Annotated in this window: 22 protein-coding genes; 10 read left to right on the plus strand and 12 right to left on the minus strand. The window is 46.3% G+C overall.

Features of this window, described 5'->3' with window-relative positions; translation table 11 throughout:
- Positions 1–242: 242 nt before the first annotated feature.
- Positions 243–1,838, plus strand: coding sequence for an ABC transporter substrate-binding protein (locus AC5SLM_RS01575; protein ID WP_495249168.1), 1,596 nt, complete (start codon positions 243–245; stop codon positions 1,836–1,838).
- A complete protein-coding gene (locus AC5SLM_RS01580; protein WP_495249169.1) occupies positions 1,828–4,380 on the plus strand; it encodes an EAL domain-containing protein in 2,553 nt (850 codons plus the stop codon). Before AC5SLM_RS01575 ends, AC5SLM_RS01580 begins: the two co-directional genes overlap by 11 nt.
- A 28-nt stretch (positions 4,381–4,408) precedes the next feature.
- Here AC5SLM_RS01580 and AC5SLM_RS01585 read toward each other — a convergent pair whose 3' ends face one another.
- The 3 genes from AC5SLM_RS01585 to AC5SLM_RS01595 form a co-directional block, all read right to left on the minus strand.
- Positions 4,409–4,615: a hypothetical protein gene (locus tag AC5SLM_RS01585; RefSeq protein ID WP_495249170.1), complete on the minus strand. Its 207-nt coding sequence runs from the start codon at positions 4,613–4,615 to the stop codon at positions 4,409–4,411.
- A gap of 21 nt (positions 4,616–4,636) precedes the next feature.
- A complete protein-coding gene (locus tag AC5SLM_RS01590; RefSeq protein ID WP_495249171.1) occupies positions 4,637–5,491 on the minus strand; it encodes a TIGR01777 family oxidoreductase in 855 nt (284 codons plus the stop codon).
- Between the two features lie 65 nt (positions 5,492–5,556).
- Entirely contained in the window at positions 5,557–5,853 is a 297-nt protein-coding gene (locus AC5SLM_RS01595) for a helix-turn-helix domain-containing protein (RefSeq protein ID WP_495249172.1), read from the minus strand.
- A gap of 126 nt (positions 5,854–5,979) precedes the next feature.
- On the opposite strand from AC5SLM_RS01595, the gene AC5SLM_RS01600 reads away from it, so the two are divergent.
- The 5 genes from AC5SLM_RS01600 (at position 5,980) to AC5SLM_RS01620 (ending at position 11,816) form a co-directional block, all read left to right on the plus strand.
- Positions 5,980–7,596 carry a methyl-accepting chemotaxis protein gene (locus tag AC5SLM_RS01600; RefSeq protein ID WP_495249173.1) on the plus strand — a complete coding sequence of 539 codons (1,617 nt, stop codon included), beginning with the start codon at positions 5,980–5,982 and terminating at the stop codon, positions 7,594–7,596.
- Positions 7,597–7,612: 16 nt separating this feature from the next.
- Complete coding sequence (locus tag AC5SLM_RS01605) at positions 7,613–8,650, plus strand: HD domain-containing phosphohydrolase (RefSeq protein WP_495249174.1); 1,038 nt, start codon at positions 7,613–7,615, stop codon at positions 8,648–8,650.
- Between the two features lie 168 nt (positions 8,651–8,818).
- Positions 8,819–9,094, plus strand: coding sequence for a hypothetical protein (locus AC5SLM_RS01610; RefSeq protein WP_495249175.1), 276 nt, complete (start codon positions 8,819–8,821; stop codon positions 9,092–9,094).
- 52 nt (positions 9,095–9,146) lie between these two features.
- Positions 9,147–11,402 (plus strand): 5-methyltetrahydropteroyltriglutamate--homocysteine S-methyltransferase, encoded by a 2,256-nt coding sequence (metE, locus tag AC5SLM_RS01615; RefSeq protein ID WP_495249176.1) that lies wholly within the window; start codon positions 9,147–9,149, stop codon positions 11,400–11,402.
- Between the two features lie 57 nt (positions 11,403–11,459).
- The gene (locus AC5SLM_RS01620; RefSeq protein ID WP_495249177.1) at positions 11,460–11,816 is read left to right on the plus strand and encodes a methionine-R-sulfoxide reductase; all 357 of its coding nucleotides are present in this window, start codon (positions 11,460–11,462) and stop codon (positions 11,814–11,816) included.
- Between the two features lie 15 nt (positions 11,817–11,831).
- Here AC5SLM_RS01620 and AC5SLM_RS01625 read toward each other — a convergent pair whose 3' ends face one another.
- Positions 11,832–12,596, minus strand: coding sequence for a fumarate reductase cytochrome b subunit (locus AC5SLM_RS01625; protein ID WP_495249178.1), 765 nt, complete (start codon positions 12,594–12,596; stop codon positions 11,832–11,834).
- Positions 12,597–12,930: 334 nt separating this feature from the next.
- Here AC5SLM_RS01625 and AC5SLM_RS01630 point away from each other — a divergent pair, with 334 nt between their 5' ends.
- From AC5SLM_RS01630 to dtd, 3 genes are read left to right on the plus strand one after another with little or no spacing between them, the layout of a single operon-like run.
- A complete protein-coding gene (locus AC5SLM_RS01630; protein WP_495249179.1) occupies positions 12,931–15,561 on the plus strand; it encodes a valine--tRNA ligase in 2,631 nt (876 codons plus the stop codon).
- 23 nt (positions 15,562–15,584) lie between these two features.
- A complete protein-coding gene (locus AC5SLM_RS01635; protein WP_495249180.1) occupies positions 15,585–16,187 on the plus strand; it encodes a DedA family protein in 603 nt (200 codons plus the stop codon).
- Complete coding sequence (gene dtd / locus AC5SLM_RS01640) at positions 16,184–16,627, plus strand: D-aminoacyl-tRNA deacylase (RefSeq protein ID WP_495249181.1); 444 nt, start codon at positions 16,184–16,186, stop codon at positions 16,625–16,627. The genes AC5SLM_RS01635 and dtd overlap by 4 nt, the downstream gene beginning before the upstream one ends.
- A 17-nt stretch (positions 16,628–16,644) precedes the next feature.
- Here the strand turns inward: dtd and mog are convergent, their stop codons facing one another.
- The 8 genes from mog to aroB all read right to left on the minus strand — a co-directional run bounded on the left by mog (position 16,645) and on the right by aroB (position 25,911).
- Complete coding sequence (gene mog, locus AC5SLM_RS01645) at positions 16,645–17,172, minus strand: molybdopterin adenylyltransferase (RefSeq protein WP_495249182.1); 528 nt, start codon at positions 17,170–17,172, stop codon at positions 16,645–16,647.
- A 325-nt stretch (positions 17,173–17,497) separates the two neighbouring features.
- Positions 17,498–18,385, minus strand: coding sequence for a hypothetical protein (locus AC5SLM_RS01650; RefSeq protein WP_495249183.1), 888 nt, complete (start codon positions 18,383–18,385; stop codon positions 17,498–17,500).
- 10 nt (positions 18,386–18,395) lie between these two features.
- A complete protein-coding gene (locus AC5SLM_RS01655; protein ID WP_495249184.1) occupies positions 18,396–19,676 on the minus strand; it encodes an AAA family ATPase in 1,281 nt (426 codons plus the stop codon).
- 299 nt (positions 19,677–19,975) lie between these two features.
- A complete protein-coding gene (locus AC5SLM_RS01660; RefSeq protein ID WP_495249185.1) occupies positions 19,976–20,278 on the minus strand; it encodes a nucleotidyltransferase family protein in 303 nt (100 codons plus the stop codon).
- A 93-nt stretch (positions 20,279–20,371) separates the two neighbouring features.
- Positions 20,372–22,036: an AAA family ATPase gene (locus tag AC5SLM_RS01665; protein WP_495249186.1), complete on the minus strand. Its 1,665-nt coding sequence runs from the start codon at positions 22,034–22,036 to the stop codon at positions 20,372–20,374.
- Complete coding sequence (gene mtaB, locus AC5SLM_RS01670; RefSeq protein ID WP_495249187.1) at positions 22,020–23,264, minus strand: tRNA (N(6)-L-threonylcarbamoyladenosine(37)-C(2))-methylthiotransferase MtaB; 1,245 nt, start codon at positions 23,262–23,264, stop codon at positions 22,020–22,022. The genes AC5SLM_RS01665 and mtaB overlap by 17 nt, the downstream gene beginning before the upstream one ends.
- Positions 23,264–24,868, minus strand: a complete 1,605-nt coding sequence (locus AC5SLM_RS01675) for a mechanosensitive ion channel domain-containing protein (RefSeq protein ID WP_495249188.1) — start codon at positions 24,866–24,868, stop codon at positions 23,264–23,266. The genes mtaB and AC5SLM_RS01675 overlap by 1 nt, the downstream gene beginning before the upstream one ends.
- Positions 24,865–25,911 carry a 3-dehydroquinate synthase gene (aroB, locus tag AC5SLM_RS01680; RefSeq protein ID WP_495249189.1) on the minus strand — a complete coding sequence of 349 codons (1,047 nt, stop codon included), beginning with the start codon at positions 25,909–25,911 and terminating at the stop codon, positions 24,865–24,867. Before aroB ends, AC5SLM_RS01675 begins: the two co-directional genes overlap by 4 nt.
- Position 25,912 lies beyond the last annotated feature (1 nt).

Raw genomic sequence — 25,912 nt, forward strand, 5'->3', positions numbered from 1 at the left:
CACTCAGGGTTAAATGGCCTTTACATGTAAGGCAAACGCAAATCAAAATCCCCCTTTAAAAACACGCTAAATCCCATTGCTTAAAGTTTTTTACCTCTTTTTCTCCTGTTTTTCCCTCTTGGCTGGGAATTTTTGATAGAATTTATCAAGACTTTTTATTTCATCACAGAGAAGCTCACAATGCGCACGCCAAAATCATGGTACCATACGCTATTTGTGATAATCTGCCAAAGGAACGAAGCATGCGTGAGGGAAAAAACCTCCTCTTTAATTCACCACCTCCCCAGGCCTTACTGCGTTTGATTTTTTCTCTTTTTCTCTTTTTTACCACCCAAGCTAGCGCCCAAGAACAATCTCAAAAAGAGCCACCAGAGACCTTGCGTGTCATCGCCCATGTGGCTACTTCTTGGGTTGTTGGCAACGCAGTCGTAGAGCCGCTGGTTTATGTGGATAACGCCAACACCTTTGTTCCTGGACTCGCCAAAGCGTGGACTTTTGGTGAAAAATACATGGACTTATCCTTACGTCCTGGGGTTGTTTTTCACGATGGCACGCCCTTTAATGCCGCCTCAGTCTTGCACAATTGGGAACGCTACGTAGAGACTGCGGCCCATTACGCCCCCTACTACACCCTTGATTTGCGTCTAGCAGTCCGCGAAGTGGAAGCCCTTGATGCGTACACGGTGCGCATGCATTTTCACCACGATGCCTTTGTGGGGCAAATGCTCGTCTATCTTCGCTCTTTCTACATGTATTCCCCTGCTTTTTTTGATGCCTTCAAAGGACGCTACCCTCCGGGCAATCAAGCCAACATCCTTCAAGCAGGGCCTTGGGGAACGGGGCCTTATGTGATTAAAGAGATACAACATAACGGGGCTATCTCTCTTTTGCAAGCTAACCCCCACTACTGGCAAGAAGGGTACCCGCGCACCCTAAATCTCGAAATCTACAGTCCCGCCGCGGTCAATGGAGAAGAGGCGTATCGGTGGATAATTGAGGGCAAAGCGGATCTTTTTGACGCGGTAAGTCCTTCCATGCTTCCACTGCTACGCAAACATCAGCACTTGCACCGCACTGTCCAATACCCCACCAGTCACCTCACTACTTTGTTTAATACCCGCAAGCCAAACAGTCCCCTGCGCGACATCAGGGTTCGCGAAGCGCTCAATCTGCTCGTCGATCGCCGAACCTTGCATCGCTTTGTCTCCCACGGAACAGCCCAGATGACCGCGTTTATTTTGCCTCTTAGCGAAGCAAAAGGGCTACAGCCTTATCCTTATGACCCCCAAAGGGCCGCCGCACTCTTAAAGGAAGCGGGTTTTGATGAAAATACGCCCTTACCCTTGGTGATTGGCTATTTCATCAGTGAAGAGAAGTTGGCCAAAGCCATTGCGGCCATGTTGCAAGGCAAGGGTATCGCCGTTGAACTTGAAGAGTACACAACACGCCAGAAGTACTACGAACGGGTCAAAAACTATACCCATGGCCCAGACAACCCTATTGAAAAAGAGCGTTGGGACCTTTCCATTGTTCAAAGTGGCCTTTACACCAACACCGTAGCCACGCACTTTGAAGCCTTTTATGGCAAAGGGGGTAATCGCTGGATAGAAGTAGATGAGGAAGCTGACCGCCTGTTTTTAGAGGCGATGCGTGCTTCAACAAGAGAAGAAGCGCACCAAAAGTTTGCCCAAATGGAAGTGTATCTTTACCAACAACACTACTCCATGCCTTTATTTATCTGGCCCAGTATTTTCACCCTGCATCAGCGCATCTCCCACAACTCATTTTCGGCCAGTGGCTATTTACTCAACCTGAAGGAGATTGCTATTGCTAAGTAAGGGGTTTAAAAAACGCAGATGGAGCCTTAAGCGCATCATCTTGCTATCAATGCTGCCTGTCTTTGTCTTAACGGCCACCTTTGGTGTATTGTTTAACTATTTTGCCGCCCAAGAAAGTGCGAAAAATCTTCTCTCAGACTATATCCACCAACGCAAAATGGAGTTAAAATTTATCGCCAATTTGCCCACCCTAAAAATATTCATCATCGATTTACACTTAGGCCTCGAGGAAGAAGCGGCCTTTTTTCGTCTGGAACTCGAAGAGTCTTTGGAGCAATTTTTCAGCGAGTCCAACCTTGCCGCAACCCACCGCTTCTTGGTACTTTCCACTACTGGGCAAGAGTTGCTACGCGTGGTCGATGGAAAGGTTACTCCTCCAGACAAAGAAGCACGCCATCAAACTCCCCTGCCTGATGCAAAAAAGAGTGACCCTTCTGTGTACACCCAAAGCCATCCATTGTTTGACCCCATCAACAACACAAAGATAGGGAGCCTACTGTACGAATACCACATACCTGTGGAGGAGATTTTGGACGGGCCGCGTCGGGTTTTATGGTTCAACCTACTCTACAGCTTCACGGCCATCGCGACACTTTTTTACCTTTTTTACCTGATTATCAATTTTCACATCCAACCCCTAAACCGCCTCACCGTAGCCGTTCGTAGAATCATCGATGGCAATCTTGACCAAAAAGTAGACGCCGTTGGTTCTGGCGAGACCCTAACCCTCTCAGAATCTTTTGAACACATGCGAAGCCGCTTGCAAGCCTCTTTTGTGGAGATTTCTAGCAAAAACGACGAACTTGCAACCCTTTTGGAGCACCAACGCCACATCAGCGCCCAATTGAGTGAAAAAAACCAAGAATTAGAAACCTCAAAAGCACAATTAATGCAAAGTGAAGAAAAACTCGCCACTACGCTACATTCGATTGGTGATGGGGTCATTGCTACTGATGAAAAAGGGTTGGTCGTTAGCATGAACCCTATGGCCGAAAAACTCTGCGGATGGACACTAGAAGAAGCCAAAGGCAGGCCGCTCACTGACGTCTTTGTCATCGTCAATGCCCATACCCGAAACCCTTGCACCGACCCCGTGGGCAAGGTGCTTGACTCAGGAGAAGTTGTAGGGCTTGCTAACCACACCGTACTGCTAGCAAAAGGTGGCAATGAATACCAAATAGCCGACAGTGCCGCGCCTATTCGCAACAAAAAAGGGGAAATTACCGGGGTTGTGCTTGTGGTAAGTGATGTGAGCGAAAAGTATGCCCAAGAAGAAAAGCTGCGTCAAGCGCAAGAAAAACTTACCAAAAACCTTGAACACCAACTCTATGTGGATGAACTCACCAAGCTAGGCAGTCGTGCGTGCTTGCAAAAAGACATCAAAGCCTCTCCCCATCCTGCCATTATTCTTATCGATATCACTTCTTTTAGGGCAATCAACGAACTCTATGGCACAGAAGTGGGCAGTGAGGTTCTTGTGTTGTTTGCTACCATCTTGAAGGAATTTGCTTCGTTGAAGGAGTACCGCGCCTATCGTATCTCTGGGGATGAATTTGTCCTTTTTAAAAACACGCCCGATACAGACACCACTTTGTGGCACGGTTTATTGACAGAACTTTTTAGGTTTATCAAAAAAGCACCCCTCTCCTCTTCTTTGTTAGGCGAAGCGCTTTATGTGGATATTAGTGCGGGTGTTTCCTTTGAAACCACAAACCCCCTAGAAACAGCAAACATTGCGCTCAACCACGCAAAAGAGCACTATGCACCCTATGTTATTTTTAACAAAGAGATGGACTCCCACGAAGAGATTACCTACGGCGCTTTGTGGAAGAAAAAAATCATCCTAGGCCTTGAGCGCAACGCATTTTTGCCTTTCTTTCAGCCTATTGTTGATAGAAATCAGCAGGTTATCAAATACGAAGCCTTGATGCGTTTTCGCGAATCCGACGAAGAAAACATCACCCATGTCGCCCCTTACGCGTTTTTAGAAGTGGCCATTAAAACGCGCCATTACAACAAAATCTCACAAATTACCTTGCTTAAAAGCTTAAATATCTGCGCCAAAGCAAAGATAACGGTTTCTTTAAACCTTAGCTATCAAGATATTCAAAACACAGAACTTTGCAAGATTTTGAAAAAGACCATAGAGAAAAACGGCATTGCACAGCAGGTTATCTTTGAGATAGTAGAATCACAAAATATTCAAAATTATGACATTTTAAAAGCATTTGTCCGTGAATTTAAAGCCATGGGCGTACGCTTTGCTATTGATGATTTTGGCACAGGATTTTCAAACTTCGCCCACATTTTTGAACTCTCGCCCGATTTTATCAAGATAGACGGCTCTCTTATTAAAAACATTGCTACCGATAAAAAATCCCTTGAGCTCATCAAGGCCATTGTGTTCTTTTCCAAGGAGATAGGCATTGAAACCATCGCGGAATTTGTCCACTCTAGGGAAGTTTTTGAGATAGCCCTAGCCCTTGGTATCGATTTTTTTCAAGGGTATTATTTTGGAAAACCACAGGAATGGCAAGGATAGTTCCTTTACATGTAAGGATTAATCCCCTTTAAATCTGGGGATTTTTTTCCTCCAACAACCGCTTCATTTTACGCTCCATGCGTTTTTCAAAGGCTTCATTGGAGGGAGATTCGGGGCTTGAAAACAATGCTTTACCATACAGCACGCACCCTTTGTCTCCAGGGTCACAGGCTTTTTTCAAAATATCACACACGTCGCTAATACAATGCGGACAACTCCATCCCCCTTTGCTCATAAAACCTCCTTACATGTAACCCTATGAAACCACTGCTTCAAAGGCTTGGTTAATCTGCGGGTAAAAAAACGAAAATCCCTCATCAAGCAAATGCTTAGGATACACTTTTTGCCCTTCCAGTAAAATCACCGCTCCTTCGCCAAATTTGAGCTTTAATGCAAAGGTTGGCACGGGTAAAAAAGCGGGACGGTTAAGGGCAACTCCAAGGGCTTTGGTCATCTCTTTGTTGGTCACAGGATGGGGCGCGGTGAGGTTGTAAACCCCTTCGCGGCTAGCATCTTCTAGCACCCACACATAAGCCCGAAACAAATCTTCGATGTGAATCCACGAAAACCCCTGCGCTCCCGTGCCAATCACACCGCCAAGGCCTAGCTTAAAAAGAGGAATCATCTTTGCCAACGCACCACCGCCCTTCCCCAGAATCACCCCAAAACGAAACACCGCCACGCGCACCTTTGCCGCAGTTGCACGCAAGGCTTCTTTTTCCCACTCTAGTGCCAGATTTCCCAAAAAGCCTGTGTCAAACTCATCGGATGTTTCATCATGCTCTTTACCCGCCTCATACACCCCAACTGCCGAGGTAGAAATGAGCACTTTTGGCGGGGTCTGCATGGCTTTAAGGGCGTTTACAATAGCGCGCGTGGTGTCGATGCGGCTTGTCATCATGGCTTCTTTGTGCGCAGGTGTCCACCGCTCAGAAATACTAGCACCTGCGAGGTTAATGACCGCGTCACACCCTTTTAGGGTTGCTAAAAGCGCACTCTCATCCGCCAAAGCAAAGCGCGTAATCGCCACAATCTCATGACCACCCTCAACAAAACGTCTGGAAAGATAACCACCAACAAACCCGTTGGCCCCACTCATGGCAATCCGCATATACGTTCCTTTTTGGATGTATTATAACGGGTTTCAAGGCTCTTTAGAAGGGGAAAAATAGCAATCTATCCTTCTGTTTTTTTGGATGCCTTGCTCAATTTGCACGGTTTGAAAAATTCCCCCATGCCTACCTCCATCGCCTTTGACATTTTAAACAGATGCTCCAGGTTAAAATGCTGACCTCTCGCGCAGTTTTCCGCATTGGCCAAAAAAGCGGCAGACCTGTGGCCAATCAGTAAGGCAAGCTCTAACTGACTAATTCCCAGTGTTTTGCGTAACCGCTTAACATTTTTTCCAACACACTGGTAAAACAACTCAACCTCTTCCTCGCTCGCCGAAGTCACAATCTTTAATAGTTTCATGGTCATTTACCTATAGATTAATATTTCTGTAATAATAGTGGAGCTACAATTCTTGCACAATGGCTTATAGACAATTGACTTATAGATAAATATTTTATAAAAATCACATGAAAAATGGAGGAATACATGAGCATTTCGAAGCAACTGTGGGTACTGTTGTTGGGCGTAGTCTTAGGTATGTTGGTATTATATACCACCGCGGTGACTAAACTAGATCATGTCTATGAGCAAACAAATTATTGCAATGTTAACACATTGCCAAGTGTTTTACTCATGAATACTATTGAGAGTAATTTTTTCCGTTTACGCATTGAAGCCTTATTGCTTTTGGACGAAGATAATTCGCCTCAAGAGGAAGAGCGTATCTTAAAAAATATTACCGAGATAGATGCGCGTATCCAAGAGGGCTTTAAGCAATACGAGGCCTTTCTTAGCAACGAAGACGAACGAGACCGTGTCCTCCTCAACGAAGACAAAGCCGCTTATCAGACATACTCGAACATTTTACAAAAGGTTCTCACTCTTAACAAGGAACATCAAGAAGAAGCGGCCATGGACTACTTGCTTGAGAGTATCAACACAGCAAATCATGTCAATGCTGCGCTCGAAGAACACATGACTTACAACCAAATCCTTTCGGCAAAATTTTCCCATTTGGCTGAAGAAGAAAAAGACCAAGCAAACACTATCATGATTTTCACCGTTCTTGTGAGCATTTTAGTTTTAGGAAGTTTGGGCTATGCCATTCGCCATAATATTATCTCTGGGGTCAAGATAGTCCAAGAAGGCATCGCCAATTTTGTTGCTACAAAAACACTCTCCTACCGCATCACTTACACGAAAAAAAATGAGCTTGGCAGCATTGTCAACAATTTTAATACACTTATTGAAACCCTAGAAACCACTATCGCTGATGCAAAACATACCTCCAGCGAAAACGCTTCTGTTTCTAGTGAACTTAGCGCCAACAGCACACAGATTGGCAAAAATGCTGAAAAAAGCACAGAAATTGTCGAAAATGCTATCCAGGAAATCAGTACGATTCAACATTTTATTGAAGAAACTGCCACGATTTCCGAAGGAGCGCGTTCACAAATCACCCAAGCGGGTTCCAAACTTGGTGGCGCAAAAGACCAAATGGTAGCACTTAAAACAGAAGTTGAAGAAGCCAGTGCCGCAGAAATAGCCCTCGCACAGCGCTTGGAGCAAATGAGCGCTGATGCGGAGCAAGTCAAAAGTATTTTAACCGTCATCAGCGACATTGCCGACCAAACCAACCTTCTCGCCCTCAACGCCGCCATCGAAGCGGCGCGTGCAGGAGACCATGGACGCGGGTTTGCTGTGGTGGCCGATGAAGTGCGCAAACTCGCCGAACGCACCCAAAGTAGCCTTAGCGAAATCAACGCTACCATCGGAGTCATTGTGCAATCTATCGTCGATTCAGCGGGGCAAATGGACCAAAACGCGAAAAACATTGGCAAGCTCGTCACCGTTGCCGCAGGTGTGGAAGAAACCATCGTCGACACCAACACCATCATGCAAAGCAGCGTGCAATCTGTCTCCAAAAGCAGTGAAAATTCTGTCAAAATCGCCAAAGATGCGCAAAAAATAGTCGCCCTTGTCACGCACATCAATACCCTCACCGCTTCCAACGCACGCAGCGTAGAAGAGGTGGCAGCCGCGGCGGATCATATGTTTAGATTGACTGAAAATCTTGACCTCAAACTCAATCAGTTTTCCTAGTTCCTGCACAATGACCTTGGAAACCAGTAATGAAACCGTAACACTTCTCGTACGCATCACAGAAGAAAGGGATGCGTACACTGCCGAACATTCCAAGCGCGTTGCAACCTACGCCCTAGCCATCGCTAGGGCCCTAGGGTATGAGCCATCCGCCCAACACCAACTTTACCATGCCGGCCTCTTGCATGACATTGGGAAAATTGTCACACCAGAATCCATCCTCTTTAAACCCACAGCACTCTCTCCTCAAGAATACGCCCTCATGCAAGAACACGCCGCCATAGGAGAATCCATCCTTGAGAGTGTGGGCTCACTCCATCCTCTTTTACCCGCCATTCGCCACCACCATGAACGCTACGATGGCCAAGGTTACCCCGATGGGCTAAAGGGTGAAGAGATTCCCTTAGATGCGCGCATTTTGGCTGTTGCGGACGCCTTTGATGCCATGACAACCAACCGCATCTACCGCCCCAGAAAAACCATCAACCAAGCCATCGAAGAGCTCACGTTGCTTCAATACACCCAGTTTGACCCCTTGGTTGTGACGCTTGCTTGCGATTATTTTAAAACCCTAGAACCTGTTCATTCCCTCGTGCTTCCCTCACTTCCTGACCCCACCACCCAAGGAAGATTTGCCTATTTTTTCAAAGATTCCCTCACGGGCCTCCTTAATAATGCTTTTTTCAACCTGTGCCTTGCGCAACAAAAAGAGATGAACTTCACGTGCTGTTACTATCTTGAAATCAACAATATGCACACCTACAACCAACGCTACGGATGGCACGGCGGAGATTTGGTGCTCATGCTTGTCGCGCAACGCCTTGAAGAAGCCTTCCCCGAAGCGCATATTTTTCGCATGCATGGGGATGGGTTTGCCCTTTTAAGTCCTCAGTTTTTTCCCTTAAATAAAACGCTTTTTTGCCGTGCGCTTTTAGCGGACATTGATATTGTCAAATGTTCTCTTTTTTATTTCAATCTTGCCTACCAACATTTTGCAACACACACAGACCTTGAAAATTGCCTCCATCATTTGCGCAGTGAATTTTCTTCATAACCCTTCGCCCAAAGCCTTTACATGTAAGGCTTTTCTTGACCGTTGCCACTTTACATGTAAGCCCTCACAAGCTATAATCATTTTCATTTTACTTAAGGCACACTTCTGAAGACACCCAAAGGTTTTGGCAAACGCTATTTTACCCTCGCTTCCATCCAAGCCCACACGGTGGAGATTTCCCTGTGCGCCCAGTTTGCACGTACGCACACTTTGACACACAGGCATAACCACGGCACAACGCCCGATGAAGACGACCCACCGCCTGAACCTCTTGAAGCACTGTTGTGCCCTCAAACTTCCACCGCCAAGCCTTGCCACTGCAATTGCTTTTACAAACGCCGCACCAAGCGCGCCTTGCGTCGCAGTAAACTCTTAAGCTACCGCCGTTGCAATTGCCTTTTTTACAGCTTTCGCCGCACAGGCATTCACCCTCCTTACATGTAACGATTTTTCACGCAGTTTAGTTATCAAATTTCATACATACAAGGATACATCTATGCCAAAAAATACCATCATCGGCTTTCCTCGCATCGGGGAAAACCGTGAACTCAAACATGCCTTAGAGGCCTACTGGAGCGGACAAGCCGCTTTTGCGACCGTACAGCAAACCGCCCTCTCTCTTAAACGTCGCCACTGGGGTTACCAACAGCAAGCGGGCATCGCCCTCATTAGCTGCAACGACTTTAGTTTGTACGACACCATGCTTGACACCGCAGTCATGCTAGGCACCATTCCACCGCGCTTTGCGGACATTAGTGATAGCACCGTGCAGTACTTCACCATGGCCAGAGGCGACGAGAAACGTGTGGCGATGGAGATGACCAAATGGTTTAACACCAACTACCACTACATCGTGCCCGAACTCTCCAAGGAGAGCCGCTTTAAACTAAACGCCACCAAGGTTTTCAATGAGCTTGAAGAAGCCAGAGCCTTTGGCATCATCCCTAAAGTCAACCTCATCGGCCCGCTTACCTTTTTGGCCCTTGCAAAAACCACCGACAACAGCGATGCTTTTGCCCATCTTGACCGAGTCGTGGAGCTGTACGAACAGCTTTTAACCCAACTGGCCCAACACACCCCCAATCTGTACGTGCAGTGCGATGAGCCCATTCTCTCCCTTGGCACCGACCCGCTCACGCAGGCACGTTTGGGTGCCGCGTATGGCAAACTTTCTGCCATTTCGGGTCTTAAACTCATCGTCACCACCTACTTTGACCACGCCAAAGAGTCCGTAGTCACTTTGGCTAAAAGCGGCGTGTGGGGCATTGGGCTAGATTTTGTGCACGGGGAAGAAAATATGGAAGCGCTTGGGGAACTTGGAGATTTGCACCTCATCGCGGGGGTAGTAGATGGGCGCAATGTGTGGAAAAATGACATGCAAACCACCCTCGACCTACTTGAACGCATCGCGTCGCAGGTACCAAAAGAGCACATTTGCGTCTCAACTTCGTGCTCGTTGTTGCACGTACCCTACACCCTAGCCCACGAAACCAAGCTAGACACAACGCTCACCTCATGGCTAAGTTTCGCCCTTGAAAAACTCGAAGAAGTTACACTGCTTTCCCAGTGTTTTCATGGCGCGCCTTTAAGCCCTGCTAAAACCCAAGCCCTAGAAGCCAACCGTGCCGCCGCTGCGTCGCGCAAAACCTCCAAGCTCATCCACAACGCGCATGTGCAAACACGCTTAAAAACCACCACTAAATGGAAAAGAGACCTGCCCTACGCCAAGCGCATCGCCCTTCAAAAAGCGGCACTACATTACCCAGATTTGGCCACCACAACCATCGGGTCTTTCCCCCAAACCCCAGCACTACGCCGCGTGCGCAAAGAGTTCAAAAGCGGGGCCATTTCCCCTGAAAGTTACGAAGCACACATCAAAACCTACATCGATGAATGCCTTGCCTTTCAAGAATCCATCGGCCTAGATGTACTCGTGCATGGGGAGCCTGAACGCAACGACATGGTGGAGTACTTTGGCGAACAGCTTGAAGGCTTTGCCTTTACCCAAAACGGCTGGGTGCAAAGTTATGGCAGTAGATGCGTCAAGCCTCCTTTGCTTTACGGCGACATCAGCCGTCCCGCGCCCATGACGGTGGCGTGGATTGCCTACGCACAATCCCAAACCCAAAAAACCGTCAAAGGGATGCTCACAGGCCCCGTGACCATTCTCAACTGGTCCTTTGTGCGCAACGACAAACCCAAAAGGGAGATTGCCCACCAAGTTGCCCTTGCCATTGCCGATGAAATCGACGACTTGCAAGAAGCGGGCATTGGCATTGTCCAAGTGGACGAAGCGGCCTTTAAAGAAGGGTATCCTTTGCGCCAAGAAAAACACGCCGATTACGAAGCGTGGGCGCTTGAGAGCTTTAGGCTCGCTACTAGTAGCGCGCACCCGCGCACGCAAATTCACACCCACATGTGCTACAGCGAGTTTCGCGACATCATCCACACTATCAAAGCCATGGACGCGGATGTGATTTCCATCGAGACGGCGCGTTCTGGCAACAAACTGTTGCACATTTTCAAAGAAATCGGCTACGCACAAGAAATCGGGCCAGGCATTTACGACATCCATTCGCCACGGGTTCCTAGTGTGGCGGAGATGGTGGCCCAGATTCAAGCACTCTTAGAAGTCTTTCCTAAAGAACAGCTGTGGATTAACCCTGATTGTGGCCTCAAAACCCGCCAATGGGAAGAGGTGAAACCCGCCCTTGTTAACATGGTCGAAGCAGTAAAGGCCGTACGCGGCTAAAACGCAAGTCCATTTACCCAAAAAAGCTACAATGCCTCCATCACAAGGAGGCATTGTATGCGACCACTTACCCCAGAAGAACGGCATGTTTTGGAGGAAAAAGGTACCGAAGCACCCTTTAGCGGGGAATATTATGCATTTGATGAAGCAGGGGTCTTTCACTGCAAAAAATGCAACGCGCCCTTGTTTCCAAGCACCGCAAAGTTTAATTCCGGCACAGGCTGGCCCAGTTTTGATGCGGCATTTTTAGGTGCGGTAAAAGAAATAACCGACAAAGATGGAAGGCGCACGGAGATTGTCTGCGCCGCGTGTGGAGGGCACCTTGGACACGTGTTTCATGGAGAAGGCTTTACCCCTAAAAACACCCGCCACTGCGTCAATTCACTTTCCTTGGCATTTAAAGCGGGGGATTAGCCCCGCTTGGCGTGCTTATTTTAACTCAAAAGAGATGAGGTGTGCGCTGTTTTTTGCCAGGGATTTACCGTACTGCATGTACGCCAAATCTGCCAAAAACGCCATCAACCCAAGTCCCACAAAAACCCCAAATACGGTGCGTTTAACTTGCGCAACAGCGACCCTGCGTGCTTGTGATGTGGCTTTGTCAAAGGGCACCCACTTCACCACCAAACGGTACACGCCGATGCCTCCGTGAAAAACCATCGCTACTAATAAAATCAGGTAAAAAAGCCCCATGCCCCCTGCGGTAAAACGCGTCGCCGCACTCGCGGCACTGATGGAATCATAACTGGACAAAATCACAATCAAATGGGCCCCGCCCAAAAAAAACAAAGCAAATCCCGTGATGTACTGCACCATCCATAAGGATGTGTCGGTGTGTTTCATCATCTTGCGGTGTTGCCAAAACACCAACAATTGGCGGTAGGAAGCGGGAAATTTACGCATGGCTAAAAAAGCATGACCGATAAACACAGCAAAAATAAACAGTGTCACCACGAGGGTCATGACGGGCATTGCTTGGCCAAACACAAAAGCACCCTCGGACTGTTTCACCACCCAATCAAAGGCTGCTGGCCCCATGAGAATGGTCGAGGTGAACAGCATGTGAAACACGATAAAACAAGCCAAAATGGCTCCTGTGGTGCTTTGCCACCAGTCAAGTTTTGCAGGAATCCTGCTTTTTTTGCGTTCAGGAGTCCTTCCCGTCACGCTCTCAATCATTGCCCGATGATGCATACAATGCCTTTTAAGGAAAATTTATGTTTTGATTTGTTATTACCGTTTTTTAGAAAAAAATGACGATTCTTAACTCCGCCTAAAAAGCTTCAAAATGTCCATCAATTCTAAGCTAAACAGTATTTTATTAATCTAAACATAAAAAATTATATAAGATAGTTTCTTTAAGTTGGTTGAGAAATGCCAAAAAAAGTCCTAAAAATATCCCCCATCTTGTGCTAACGCTTACACCCTCTCTTTTTTGACACAAAATCCCTTTACATGTAAGCCTATTAAAGCCCCCCGTTAGGCACTTTTTGCTACAATCCGCACAAAAAAACACAGGGGCAACACCGTGAGTGAACCAAGCACCACCTACGAACCGCACGCTATCGAAGGGCGCTACTACAAGCTTTGGGAAGAAAGGGGCTATTTTGAGGTGGAGGGCAACAAAGCCATCCAAAAAGAAGGAAAACGTTTTTCCATCATGCTCCCCCCGCCTAACGTTACAGGAAGCTTGCACATCGGGCACGCCTTTAACCACACCCTCATCGACATCATGACCCGCTACAAGCGCATGGACGGCTACAAAACCTTATGGCAACCTGGCACCGACCACGCGGGCATCGCCACCCAAAACGTCGTGGAAAAACAACTCCTCGCCCAAGGCATCACAAAAGAAGAACTAGGGCGCGAAAAGTTTTTAGAAAAAGTATGGGAATGGAAAGCCAAAAGCGGCGGCACCATCGTCGGCCAAATGCGTAAAATGGGCGTTTCCCCCGCGTGGAGCCGTGAGCGTTTTACCATGGATGAAGGACTCAAACGCGCCGTGCGCAAAGCCTTTTTGGCCCTGTACAAAGAAGGGATGATTGTTCGGGGTAATTACATGGTCAACTGGTGTACCCACGATGGCGCGCTCAGTGACATCGAAGTAGAATACGAACAACACAAAGGCAAGCTGTACCACCTGCGTTATTTTCTAGAAAACTCCCAAGAATACATCGTCGTAGCCACCACGCGCCCAGAAACCTATTTTGGGGACACGGCGGTCATGGTGCACCCCGAAGATGAGCGCTACACCCATCTTGTGGGCAAGTACGTCACCCTACCCCTCATCAACCGACGGGTCAAAATCATCGCCGATGATTACGTAGACAGTAGCTTTGGAACAGGCTGTGTGAAAGTCACGCCTGCTCATGACGTGAACGACTACGAAGTAGGCAAACGGCACGACTTGGAGTTTATCACCATCTTTAACGAAGCGGGTTTTTTAAACGACCAGTGTGGCGCGTTTGCTGGCCTTGAACGCCTCGAAGCACGCGAGGGTATCGTGGCCGCCCTTGAAGCACAAGGCTTTGTGGAAAAAATCGAAGATTACGAAAACCAAGTGGGACACTGCTACCGCTGCAAAAACGTGGTCGAACCCTACATCTCCAAGCAGTGGTTTGTGAAAAAAGAGATAGCCGAGGGAGCCATCGAAAAGGTCAACGCAGGACTCGCGCAGTTTTACCCAGCGCACTGGATAAATTCCTTTAACGCATGGATGAAAGAGTTGCGCGACTGGTGTATCTCGCGGCAACTGTGGTGGGGCCATCAGATTCCAGTCTTTTACTGCCGTACATGTAACCACGAATGGGCAACCGAAGAAGAGACCCAAACCACCTGCCCCGCATGCCAAAGTGCTGACATCTACCAAGACCCCGACGTGCTTGATACGTGGTTTAGTTCGGGTCTTTGGCCTTTTTCAACCCTTGGCTGGGGAAATGATGACTGTGGCAAAGGGGAAACGTGGTTTGAAGAAGATATGGCGGAGTTTTACCCCAACTCTTTGATGATAACAGGCTTTGACATTCTCTTTTTCTGGGTCGCGCGCATGATGTTTCAAGGGGAAAATGCCCTCAAAGAGCTCCCCTTTAAAGACATCTACCTCCATGCCCTTGTCAAAGACGAACACGGCCAAAAGATGAGCAAGTCCAAGGGCAACGTCATCGACCCTATCGATACCATCAATAGCCACAGCGCCGATGCTTTGCGTTTTACCCTCGCCGTGCTTGCCATCCAAGGGCGCGACATCAAACTCAGTCCCGACAAACTCGACCAAATGCGCAACTTCACCAACAAGCTCTTTAACGCTTCCAAATACCTCCTCCTTAACGCCAATCGCTTTGAGGATTTAGACGCCATCACCATCAAAACCGAACTGGGCCGCTACATGCAAAGCCGCTTGCGCGTGGCCACCAAAGAGGTGCGCGACCATCTTGAAACCTACCGTTTTAACGACGCCGCCACCGTGCTGTACCGTTTCTTGTGGAACGAGTTTTGCGACTGGGGCATTGAACTTAGCAAAGCCCAAAAAGAAGCCGTGCCAGAACTAGGCGCCATCTTTAAAGAAGCCATGAAACTTTTGCATCCCTTCATGCCCTTCATCACCGAACACCTCTACCAAACCCTGAGCAACACCACTTTGGAAGAGAGCACCTCCATCATGGTCTTGCCCTACCCTGCCAATGAAACCAAAGATGAGGCCATAGAGGCTCTTTTTGAGCGCATCATCGAGGCGATTGTGAGCATCAGACGCGCCAAAGCGACCATAGAACTGGGCAATCAGCGCATTGATTTGGCGTACGTTAAACTCAACACGCCACAGGATTTAAGCGCCGCGGTGCCGTTTATTAAACTGCTTGCCAAATGTGGCGCGGTGGAGTTTGTAAGCGAGAAAATCCCCGATGCCGTGCGTGACGTGAGCGACAACCTTGAAGTGCTCATCCCCCTTTCTGGCATCGACCTTAGCCCCATCATCGCGCGTCTTGAAGGGCAAGCGGGCAAGCTTCAAAAAGAGGTAGATAAGTTAAGTGGTATGCTCTCCAACGAACGCTTTGTCGCCAACGCTCCCGAAGCGGTCGTCGTGCAAAACAAGGCCGCCCTCGCCGAGGCCACCGACAAACTGGCCAAAGTCACCGAAGAGTTGGAAAGTTTACGTGGCTAAACCCTTTACATGTAAGGCTTCCCATGTTGCATAGCGCCGTAACGTTTCTGGTGGAAACCATCGGCGCATGGGGGTATGTGGGGATTTTTTGCCTGATGTTTTTAGAGAGTTCCTTTTTCCCATTTCCCAGTGAAGTGGTCATGATACCTGCGGGGTATTTGGCGTTCAAGGGCGAGATGAGCCTTGCGGGCGCACTTTTAGCAGGCACAGGCGGGTCTCTTGCGGGCGCGTTGTTTAACTACTACCTTAGCGTCAAACTCGGGCGCAAACTCTTGCTCAAATACGGCCGTTACGTGGGGTTTGATGAAACCAAGATGACCAAACTGGAACTGTTTTTTAACAAGCACGGCGAAATCTCCACCTTTAACGGACGGCTCATCCCCGGTGTGCGCCAGTACATCTCCTTGCCCGCAGGGCTAGCACGCATGAACCTCTTTCGCTTTTGCCTTTACACCTCCTTGGGGGCGAGCATTTGGATGGTCGTACTCATCACCCTTGGGTATTTTCTAGGGAGTAACGAGACGCTAGTGAAAGAGTACCTCAAGCTCATCATCTACATCACACTTGGGCTTGTGACAGTGCTCAGCGTGGCCTACTACTTTTACCAAAAAAAGCGCGTAGCGTGATTGCACTGTTGCAACGGGTGCGCCATTCGGCGGTGCGAGTGGAAGGCGAAATCGTCGGTGAAATCGGCGTGGGGCTAAACGTACTTTTGGGGATTTTCCAAGAAGACAGTGAAAAAGACATCGCTCTTTTGGTGCCCAAAATCGTGAACTTGCGGATTTTTGAAGACGATGCGGGCAAGATGAACCGTTCGCTTTTAGACATCAAGGGCGAACTGCTTGTCATCTCTCAGTTTACCCTCGCGGCCAACATCAAAAAAGGGCGTCGCCCTAGTTTTGAGCGCGCCATGCCACCAGAACGCGCCAAAGCACTTTACGAGGAATTTATCCTTACATGTAAAGCCCACGCGCGCGTCCAAAGCGGCGTTTTTGGCGCAACCATGGACGTAGAAATCCACAACGACGGCCCCGTGAGCATCATCGTGGATTCTAAGGCGCTTTAAACCCCTTACATGTAAAGCTACTGTTTGGGGCGAAAGACTTTGATGACCTTTTCGTCACATTCCAAATACGGCCCTTCGAGAAGGTCGATGCAGTAAGGCACGGCGGGGAAAACCGCGTCTAAGCACTCGCGGATGGATTTGGGTTTGCCAGGAAGGTTGATGATGAGCGCATTTCCGCGAATCCCCGCGGTCTGACGAGAGAGAATCGCCGTAGGCACGTACTGAAGGCTTGTTTGGCGCATGAGCTCGCCAAAGCCTGGCATCATCTTTTGACACACGGCCTCGGTAGCCTCAGGCGTCACATCACGCTTGGCTGGGCCCGTGCCGCCTGTGGTCACCACCAAACAACACCCCTTCACATCCACCATCTCAATAAGCTTGGCTTCGATGCCCACTTGGTCATCGGGGATAACATCATACTCATGCTCCCACTCGCTGGTGAGATACTCACCCAATGTTTCCATAATAGCCTTACCAGAAATATCCTCATACACCCCCGCACTCGCACGATCCGAGAGGGTCAAAATGCCGATTTTTGCTTTCATGTTTTTCCTTTTGATTTAAGTTTTTTGGCTACAAAACTTCCTATTATCTCTTAGCAAAACCCTCGGCTATACTTCAAGGTTATAGCCGAGGGTTTTGTTTTATTTCCTTAAAGCCAACTACTTGTTTATAAAAAGTTTACTTTTATAAAATTTTTCATTCCTTAAAGACATATTCGATGGCTTAATGATGGTTTTGTCTAAAAACATCTTCGCACTCGTATATATGCATTGTTCAATCCATAAAAATCTAAAAAGCACACAAAAATAGTTTCATTAAGAGTTACACAAAACACGCTATCAAGTTGTATCACAGCAAAAAATCTTTCTATACTTGTGAAAATTCTTTAACAGTATCAAATAATTTATAGCCGTTAAATTTTCTAAGTATTATAAATTTATCTTTCAGCATATTGACAATGGAATTGTCGTCAACTCTTTTAAAAGTCTTCAAAATATGTTTAAACATACTAATTAAATATCTCAATGCGTACTTACCATGCAAAAATATTAATAGATTATCATTACAATTTTCGTACACAGCGGCTAATTCATCTTTTTTATCATTATATATTCCCTGCCAAATTTCTTTACTACCATTGCATTTCAACATCAAATTGTCCAAATGTATTGAGTAATCACCATTGACAAACGTCCCACAACAAAAAGGAATTGCATCAAATGAAATTAAATTTTCGCCCAATTCTTCATAATATTTTACCTGCATCAAAAACATGTTGTTAAACTCTTTAAAATTTTCAATAAGTTTTTCAAAGTTATTCTCAAATATGTCAAAGGTTTTGCATTTGTTTTCTTTTGCTAAAATTTTAAATAATTCTTTATCAATCAAATAAGATTCCATTGAGTTTTTATCTGTATATATTAAATTGTCAATTTCTTCTAGTTGAGACAAGCAAAAGTCAAAATCTAAATCCACAATACCTAAATATTTATTTTGTTCAATTGTTGGATCAGTATTTGAGTGTTTAATTAGTTCAATTATTAGCTTTTTAGCTCCCAATGTTTCATCTCGCATAAATGTTTCGAGACCAATTTTATCTTTATCGCCAATTATTCTATATGTCCTAACATTTTCAACACCATTATTTATTAAAAATAATTCCAATATGTTTAAATCTAAATCACCTTCGACATATAATGTTTTATATTTCGACATATTTTGCCTAGACAGCATAGCTTCTTCAGTTCTGTTCACAACAGCCACCCTACCTAACTATGCACTTATTAAGATCTATTTCATATTCCCTGTGGTTTTGCATTATATCAGGAGAGTGTGTTACGACTAGTATTTGATTATTATTTGAATATTGTTGAAAATATTTTATAATCGAATATTGCCAATCAATATGCAATGATAGTTCTGGCTCATCAATCATAAACAAGGTTTTTTCATCTACTTCAAATAAAAAGTGGAAAAAAATTAAAATTAAATTCTTTTCGCCAGAAGATAAATGTTGAATAGTTATTTCATCGTTAGCTTGAGTGATAATTTTAAAAATATTATTTAACTCTTCATTGATGGCAATCTCAATTTGCTTACCATCAAATAAATCATTTATAATTTTTTCTAAATTTGCAAACGGAGTTACGTATTTTGATATAACACGATTTTTTTGTTCTATATTCTTTAAATATAAAGACAAAAAATTATCAATTTCATTACTCAAGTAAATTTCATCTCTAGTAATTAAAGATTCGAGTTTTTCCAATATTTTACTTTGCGTAAAGAGTTTTTTATATTTAAAAAAATATTCTTCTTTTTTTTCTCTTATTTGCTCAATTTTATTAACAACATTTTTTTCATTGAATTTACTGCTAATTTCCTTACTACTAGATAATAATGTATCTTCAAAAAACTTTTCAAATAAACTCATATCTATGTTTGAAAAGCTTCTTGTCGTAACAAGTGAAAATTTTCTAGCACGCTCTATCAGTTCTCTAGGTATTGATAATATGTCAACCATCTTTGGATTTGGTTGAAAAATATTTTTTTCTTCCCTGTAAAATCTATCCCTTTCAAAAAATATTCTTCTGTGTCGATAGTCTGTCAAATCTATATCTCTTTCCATATGATAAGTTTCTTGAATAGATACTCTTTGCGCAGGCAACAATAGGGGCTTTAAATTCACTCTACTTAAAAATGCTTTAACAGAATTCGTATTGTTAACATCTCTTTTTTCAAACATTTTTTCTTTATTTATTTGAAAATCAAAAACTAATTTACTTTTATTTTCTTCATCTCTATAAATTTTAATGAATCCGTTACTTAATGAGACTTCAATTTCTTTAAAAGATAGCTGATAGAATTTAGTCAAGTCCCCATTTAAAATATTTGTAATAATATTCAGAATAGTTGTCTTACCTTTTCCATTCACACCATGAATGATATTTATTCCCCTCTCTAGGGGAATATCATAATTTAGGTATTTAAATAAACCTGTTATTTTTATATTTTTCATATGCATATTATCTTCTCTCTTATTCATTCTGACTCTCCTTCTTATTGGTTTTTTCAAATACTCCTATCCTTTACCAACCTTCTATCCTGAAAAAAAAATCAATCTCGACCCTTAACTCTTCTTCTGTTGGTACATACAATTGGTATTTTGACACAAAAGATTATCATCCTTAACAGAGTATCTACACTCTCTTATAAAAACCCTCAATTGCCTCTTTCATCACAGGCAAAGTTATAGCAAATAACGTCTTCAATAATAGCACCATCTGCATTCTCTTCATCTCGAGCGTTGATGATGCCAAAATCTTCTCAATTCTTTGATGCGCCCTAGACATACAACGCTCCTGCTATTATGGCTTGATTTTTATCTGACACCAAATCTACCTTTGCCCTCAGGTGGTTTGCTAATTCTTTTTTCACCTCTTCTAGCCTTAAGAGTTTTGAAAAGCCGTCTTTGTAGTGTTGAGAAAATTTGTCATAATCGAGGTGGTAGAAAATATCTATGTCACTAAAAGCGTTCTGTTCGTCCTTAGCGTAGCCCCCAAACAAACCTAAAAGCACAATCCCCTCATGCTCATACATGGGTTTTAGTTTTTTGAGTGTAGCCAAGATACTTTTTTTTGTATGCATAGACTCTCTCCTTTTTGGATTGCCACAGGATTATAACACAGGCCGAACAAAGAAGCGCAAATCCTTACATGTAAAGGGTTTACATGTAAACCCCTAAAAACACTCTCGCATGATGGTGCTTATCTCTTCTTTGGTGATGCTTTCTTTGGCTAAGAGGCGCTCAGTGATGGCTTCTAGTGGGGTGCGCATGCCTTCCAAAAAGTTCTCTACTTCTTTGCTAGCTTCCCCAAGGAGTGCGGCAAGGTCGGCAGATTGGGGAAAGAGTGAAACGCCCATGCCGTAGGTGTTTACCATGGCTTCAGCCAGTTCGCGGGCGCGGGCGAGGTCTTCTTTGGAGTTGGAAAAGTTTTCATTGTAGAGCATTTTTGACGCCGCCATGCCCGCGAGGTAGACTTTCATCTTGCCCATCATCTGGGTCTTTGACTCTATCTCGCGGTCGATTTCTTTGAGGCGGTCATTCATGAGCGTCACCTTGTCAAAATCCACCTCGAACCAGTGGGCGCACAAGGCTTTAGCCGCTTGGTAGGAGGCTTGGATGCGTTTCTCCCCTTCACTGAGGCTCATGACTTTGTGCTTACCTAAAAGCACCTTATCGCGCACCGCTTGAAAGTCCTCAAGTACGATGCTTGTCCCGCCGCGCCTGAGGGCGTTGATGGCTGCTTCGTTCACAAAAGTCGCCAATGCCGCGCCGCTAAAACCCACACTCATGCGCGCTATCTCTTCCACGTCCACACTAGAAGACTTGCCCTTAAGGTACGTGTGCAAAATCTTCTGGCGGTCTTCAAAATCAGGCATCGGCAAGAAAATCCGCCTGTCAAATCGCCCTGAGCGCAACAACGCCTCGTCAATCATCTCCATGCGGTTCGTCGCGGCGATGACGATGACCCCCGAACTGTCTTCAAACCCATCAATCTCCGTAAGTAATTGGTTTAGCGTCGCTTCGCGCTCGTCGTTACGCATCCCGCCACGGGCCTTACCCACCGCGTCTATCTCATCGATAAAAACAATGGAAGGCGCGTAGGACTTGGCCTTGGCAAACAACTCACGCACCCGCTTTGCACCCATCCCTACATAAATCTGCACAAAACTTGCCCCACTTTGGTAGAAAAACGGCACATTCGCTTCACCTGCCACCGCTTTGGCGATCATGGTCTTGCCCACTCCTGGAGGCCCCACAAGAAGCACGCCTTTAGGGAGCGTTATCCCAAAAGAGCGGTATTTGCTGGGATATTTCAAAAAATCTACGATTTCCGAGAGCTCTTCTTTCACCCCCTCAATCCCCGCTACGTCTTTAAAACTCACCGTCGAAGCCACGGGAGTGATGCGCGCGGGCATGAGCGTTTCAAGCTCAAAAGCATGGTTGCGTTGTTGCTGGGTTTGCTGTTGGTCTTGGCTCTCTTTGTAGCGTTTACCATAAGCAAGCAAGGCAATCAACCCCCCAAACATAATCCCAAACAACACCAAATCATACAAAAGCGGGTTCTCTTTTTTCACCTCAATAGGCACTTGCTTCAGCAGCGCATCAATGGCCACCCCGTCCTTGACGATGCTATAGTGTCCCGCCGTGGTGTACAAAATCACCTCATTGGCTTCGATTTTTGCTTTTTTGATAGCATTGGTTTTTAACAAGGTTTCGTACATTTTAAAATCAATAGCCTCAGGCCGATTGCGCACGTACCCAAAGAGCAAAAGCCCCACAACAACACACAGCGCCATCACGGCGATAGCGAGTTTTTGAGACTTAAAAAATGGCTTCATTATGCGTCTCCTTTGCTTCGTGTCTGGTCAAGCTTACCCATTCTTTCGTCAAATCTTTAGAGGTGTGAATCTTCACGCGATTGTAAAACTGGTCGTATCCTGCACACACGTGTCCCTCTTTTTCTTCCACCAACACTTCCAACACCACGCCCTCGTTTGCCTTGCGAAAGGCGAAGTTCTTGGCCTCAACAAGCGCAGTGACTTGTTTAAGGCGCTCTTTGGCGACATCCCCTGCGATTTGAGGTTTCATGGTCGAAGAGGGCGTGCCATCGCGCTTGCTGTAGGTAAAACAGTGCAGGTGAGTCAGCGGAAGGGCTTCCAGACGGCGGTAGGCATCTTCCCAAATTTCAGGTGTTTCACCCGGATGCCCGGTGATAAAATCCGTCCCTAGGGCAAAGCCCTTTTCTCGAAGCTCCCAAAACAACTCCGTGTCTTTTTCGATGGTATTGCGCCGCCGCATGAGTTTGAGCATCACAGGCGAGGTGTGCTGAAGCGCTACATGTAAATGCCGCTCCAACCACGGCTCACCCAAAATCTCCCGAAAACTCGCATCAATCTGCACGGGCTCAATACTCCCAAGGCGCACGCGGCGAATCCCCGAAACCGCGCCGATTTTCCCCACCAAACGCCCCAGCGAACTCCCCTTGTCTTTGCCGTAACTGCCGATGTTCGTACCCGTAAGCACCACTTCGCCGTAACCGTTTTTTGCCAAGGTTTTTACTTGCGAGAGGATGACCTCTTCTTCTTGAGAGCGCGCATTGCCGCGCACCAAAGGGATGATGCAATAGCTACAGCGAAAATCGCACCCCTCTTGAATCTTCACAAAAGCCTTGGTTTTCCCCTCATACTCACTGACAATCTTTTGGTCGATGCTCGTCAAATCTCCCGCCTCAAAAAAAGGCATAGGGCGAGAAAGCAAGCTTTGGATGTTTTCGCGCTCCGAGTGCCCAAGCACCCCAAACACCAAGCCCTTGTCAAACAACTCTTGGCCTTTACTAAGCGCCCCACACCCGGCAAGGACGACTTTTTTGCCTAGCCTGTTTTGTTGGTTGACGTACCCTCTTGTGCCCACATCCGCGCCGTTGGTGACGGTGCAAGAGTTCACCACGACGATGTCTGCTTCCGCCTCGCTCATCACCCGCTCAAACGCGCCTAAAGAAGAAGCCATCACTTCGGTGTCGTAAATATTTGTACGGCATCCAAAGGTTTTAAAAAACACTTTTTTCATTAAAATAAAATATCCTTGTTGATGTCCATCGGAATGGGCTTGCGGGTGTCGTTGAGGTTGATGGTCTGGGTTGGGAAGGCGATGGTGATGTCCTCTTCTTGGTTGATAGCATCGATGATGTCCGCACTCAACGTACTGCGCAAGGCCAGTGCCGCGTAAGAGTTGGTCATGTACCACACGCTAATGGTCAAGCCATGTGGCTCCAAAAAGGAGTAGATGCGCGGTTCGACGTTGGTGTTTTTGAGGCTGTACTGGTCGCGCAACATGTTGAGCTGCTTGCGGGCGATGTCCGTGTAGCCTTTGGAGTATTTTTTGACGATGTTTTTGATGAGGTACATGGCTTTTTTATGGTTAGAGGTAAAGGTGATGGTCACGTCGATACCATCCCACACGGTCTTGATGGTCATGTGGGTGTAGTTAGAGATAAGCGTGGTAAAGATGTAGTTATTGGGGATGAAAACCACCCTCCCCGCACGCCTATTTTCAAGGTAAGTTGTCAGGGTGATGTCCTCTAAAATCGTGATACGCAAAAGGGAAATGTCGATGATATCGCCCACATAAGGATGCCCATCTTTTTTCACCTTCACCCGGTCTCCCACGTGAAAACTCCCCCCAAAGGTGATGACAATCCACCCCAAAAGACTCATAAACATGTCTTTCATGGCAATCGCCAAACCTGCTGAAGCAAAGCCCACCACCGTCACAAGGTAGGTCACATTTTCAATGTAAGCAAAAAGCAAGATGAGCACAATGAGGGTAAAGTTGACAAAGTTAATGGCTTTGTTGGCCGTGTAATAACGCTCATTGTCTTTGATATAGCGCTTGGCAACCAACTTTAGCAACAACGAAAGCACGATGACAACTAGGACAAATATCCCGATGTTAACAGCGCGTTTCATTTGCTGTTTAATCTCCGCGCTCACCCGAGTCACGGACTCTTCTACGCGCTTTTCATACACCGTAAATGTGGTCGAAGAGATGTCTCTCGCAGCCTGAAACTCTGTAATCTCTCGCTGTACAACCCTTAATTTTGCCTCATAAGCCCCCTGCGGGTCAAGCATTAAAAGTTCTTCAAGCATGCTTGCTTGCTCTTCAAGACGTACAATCAACGCCTCTAACCCTGCTAAACGCTGTGCAAACTCATCCCGCTGGGAACGCAATTGTTTAATGAACGAAAACCCTGAAATAATCGCAATAGGATTGCCCACTTTTGGAACCTCTCCCATCTCTGGCGGGCGAATCATCTCCGCAAAGGGCGAACGGCGAAATTCTAGGAGCAACTCCACTTGTTTTTCAAGGGTTTCTTGCTTTTTTGAAAGGATTTCAACGCGCTCGATGGACGCGCGGTCGCGCTTGGTTTTGAGCACGGCAAGCTCTTTTTCCACTTGTGCCAACTCATCGCTCAAAGACTGATGGGTCACAAAGTTACTGTAACGCGTCAACCAAATATTGTTTTGAAGTTCTTTTTCAATAGCCTCCACCTGAGCGCTAAGTGTCGCAATCTGCGCTAAAAGCTCCTCATTGACAGGTTCAGCTTCTGTGGTGCCAACTTCCGCAAAAAGAAGGACAAACCCTAGGCACCATGCTCCAAAAATACGCCTCATCGGTCAAACTCCCTAAGGACCTCTAGCACAGTCTCTTTGGGTGCATCTTTAAGGATAACATACCCGCCGATGCTTTTTGGCAAAATGAACGTGATGGTCGCGTTGAGGCTTTTTTTATCAAGGAAAAAAGCTTCGTAAAAACTCTCAGGGTTTTTCACAGGGTACTTAAACAACAACCCGTATTGCTCCAAAAGCCCTTCGATGCGTGCACATTCTGCGCGTGTAAGGTAGCCTAGTTTTTGCGCTAGGGCATTGGCCATGCGCATCCCAATCGCCACGGCTTCTCCGTGCAAAAAGGTGGTGTATCCCGTCTCGTTTTCAATCACATGCCCAAAGGTGTGGCCGTAGTTAAGCACCGCGCGCACACCTGCCTCTTTTTCATCTTTTGCCACCACGTTTGCTTTGATGGCAATGCTTCTTGCGATGGTTTCACGCAAATAAGAAGGCGTACTTAGCGTGTGCTGCTCAAGGTAAGTAAAAAAATCCGCGTCAAAGGTTACCGCCATTTTAACAATCTCTGCCACCCCTGCGCCAAATTCGCGCGGAGGGAGGGTTTCTAAAAAGGCACTCTGGCAATACACCGCACTAGGCTGATGAAAAGCCCCGATGAGATTTTTGCCAAAACGGTTATTTACCCCTGTTTTACCGCCCACACTCGCGTCCACTTGGGAAAGGAGGGTTGTAGGGATTTGGATGAATTTAATCCCCCGTTGAAAAATCGCGGCGGCAAAACCCGTCATGTCGCCCACCACACCGCCGCCAAAGGCGATAAGCGTGGCGTTGCGGTCAAAGCGGTGCATGAAGAGATTTTCCAAAATCATCTCAACACTTTGAAGTGTTTTGTGGGATTCACCATCAGGCACGCTGATAACATACACCTCGTCTGCTTCAATCTTTGCAAGCAGTGACGCTAGGTGTAATCCTGCAACTTTTGGGTTGGTAACAATGGCAACCTTGCCTCGCAACGTGAGGCGTTCAAGGGCGTCGATAAAAACAGTGTAATTCTGGCTTTGGGCGGGGGCAAAATCAATCGAAATGTTCATG

It is taken from the genome of Sulfurospirillum sp. HTRB-L1, from assembly GCF_059415125.1.

Coding starts and splice junctions, on each gene's coding strand:
- AC5SLM_RS01575 (WP_495249168.1), top strand. CDS start 243: ATGCGTGAGGGAAAAAACCTCCTCTTTAATTCACCACCTCCCCAGGCC.
- AC5SLM_RS01585 (WP_495249170.1), bottom strand. CDS start 4,615: ATGAGCAAAGGGGGATGGAGTTGTCCGCATTGTATTAGCGACGTGTGT.
- AC5SLM_RS01590 (WP_495249171.1), bottom strand. CDS start 5,491: ATGCGGATTGCCATGAGTGGGGCCAACGGGTTTGTTGGTGGTTATCTT.
- AC5SLM_RS01595 (WP_495249172.1), bottom strand. CDS start 5,853: ATGAAACTATTAAAGATTGTGACTTCGGCGAGCGAGGAAGAGGTTGAG.
- AC5SLM_RS01600 (WP_495249173.1), top strand. CDS start 5,980: ATGAGCATTTCGAAGCAACTGTGGGTACTGTTGTTGGGCGTAGTCTTA.
- metE (WP_495249176.1), top strand. CDS start 9,147: ATGCCAAAAAATACCATCATCGGCTTTCCTCGCATCGGGGAAAACCGT.
- AC5SLM_RS01620 (WP_495249177.1), top strand. CDS start 11,460: ATGCGACCACTTACCCCAGAAGAACGGCATGTTTTGGAGGAAAAAGGT.
- AC5SLM_RS01625 (WP_495249178.1), bottom strand. CDS start 12,596: ATGCATCATCGGGCAATGATTGAGAGCGTGACGGGAAGGACTCCTGAA.
- AC5SLM_RS01635 (WP_495249180.1), top strand. CDS start 15,585: ATGTTGCATAGCGCCGTAACGTTTCTGGTGGAAACCATCGGCGCATGG.
- mog (WP_495249182.1), bottom strand. CDS start 17,172: ATGAAAGCAAAAATCGGCATTTTGACCCTCTCGGATCGTGCGAGTGCG.
- AC5SLM_RS01655 (WP_495249184.1), bottom strand. CDS start 19,676: ATGAATAAGAGAGAAGATAATATGCATATGAAAAATATAAAAATAACA.
- AC5SLM_RS01660 (WP_495249185.1), bottom strand. CDS start 20,278: ATGCATACAAAAAAAAGTATCTTGGCTACACTCAAAAAACTAAAACCC.
- AC5SLM_RS01665 (WP_495249186.1), bottom strand. CDS start 22,036: ATGAAGCCATTTTTTAAGTCTCAAAAACTCGCTATCGCCGTGATGGCG.
- mtaB (WP_495249187.1), bottom strand. CDS start 23,264: ATGAAAAAAGTGTTTTTTAAAACCTTTGGATGCCGTACAAATATTTAC.
- AC5SLM_RS01675 (WP_495249188.1), bottom strand. CDS start 24,868: ATGAGGCGTATTTTTGGAGCATGGTGCCTAGGGTTTGTCCTTCTTTTT.
- aroB (WP_495249189.1), bottom strand. CDS start 25,911: ATGAACATTTCGATTGATTTTGCCCCCGCCCAAAGCCAGAATTACACT.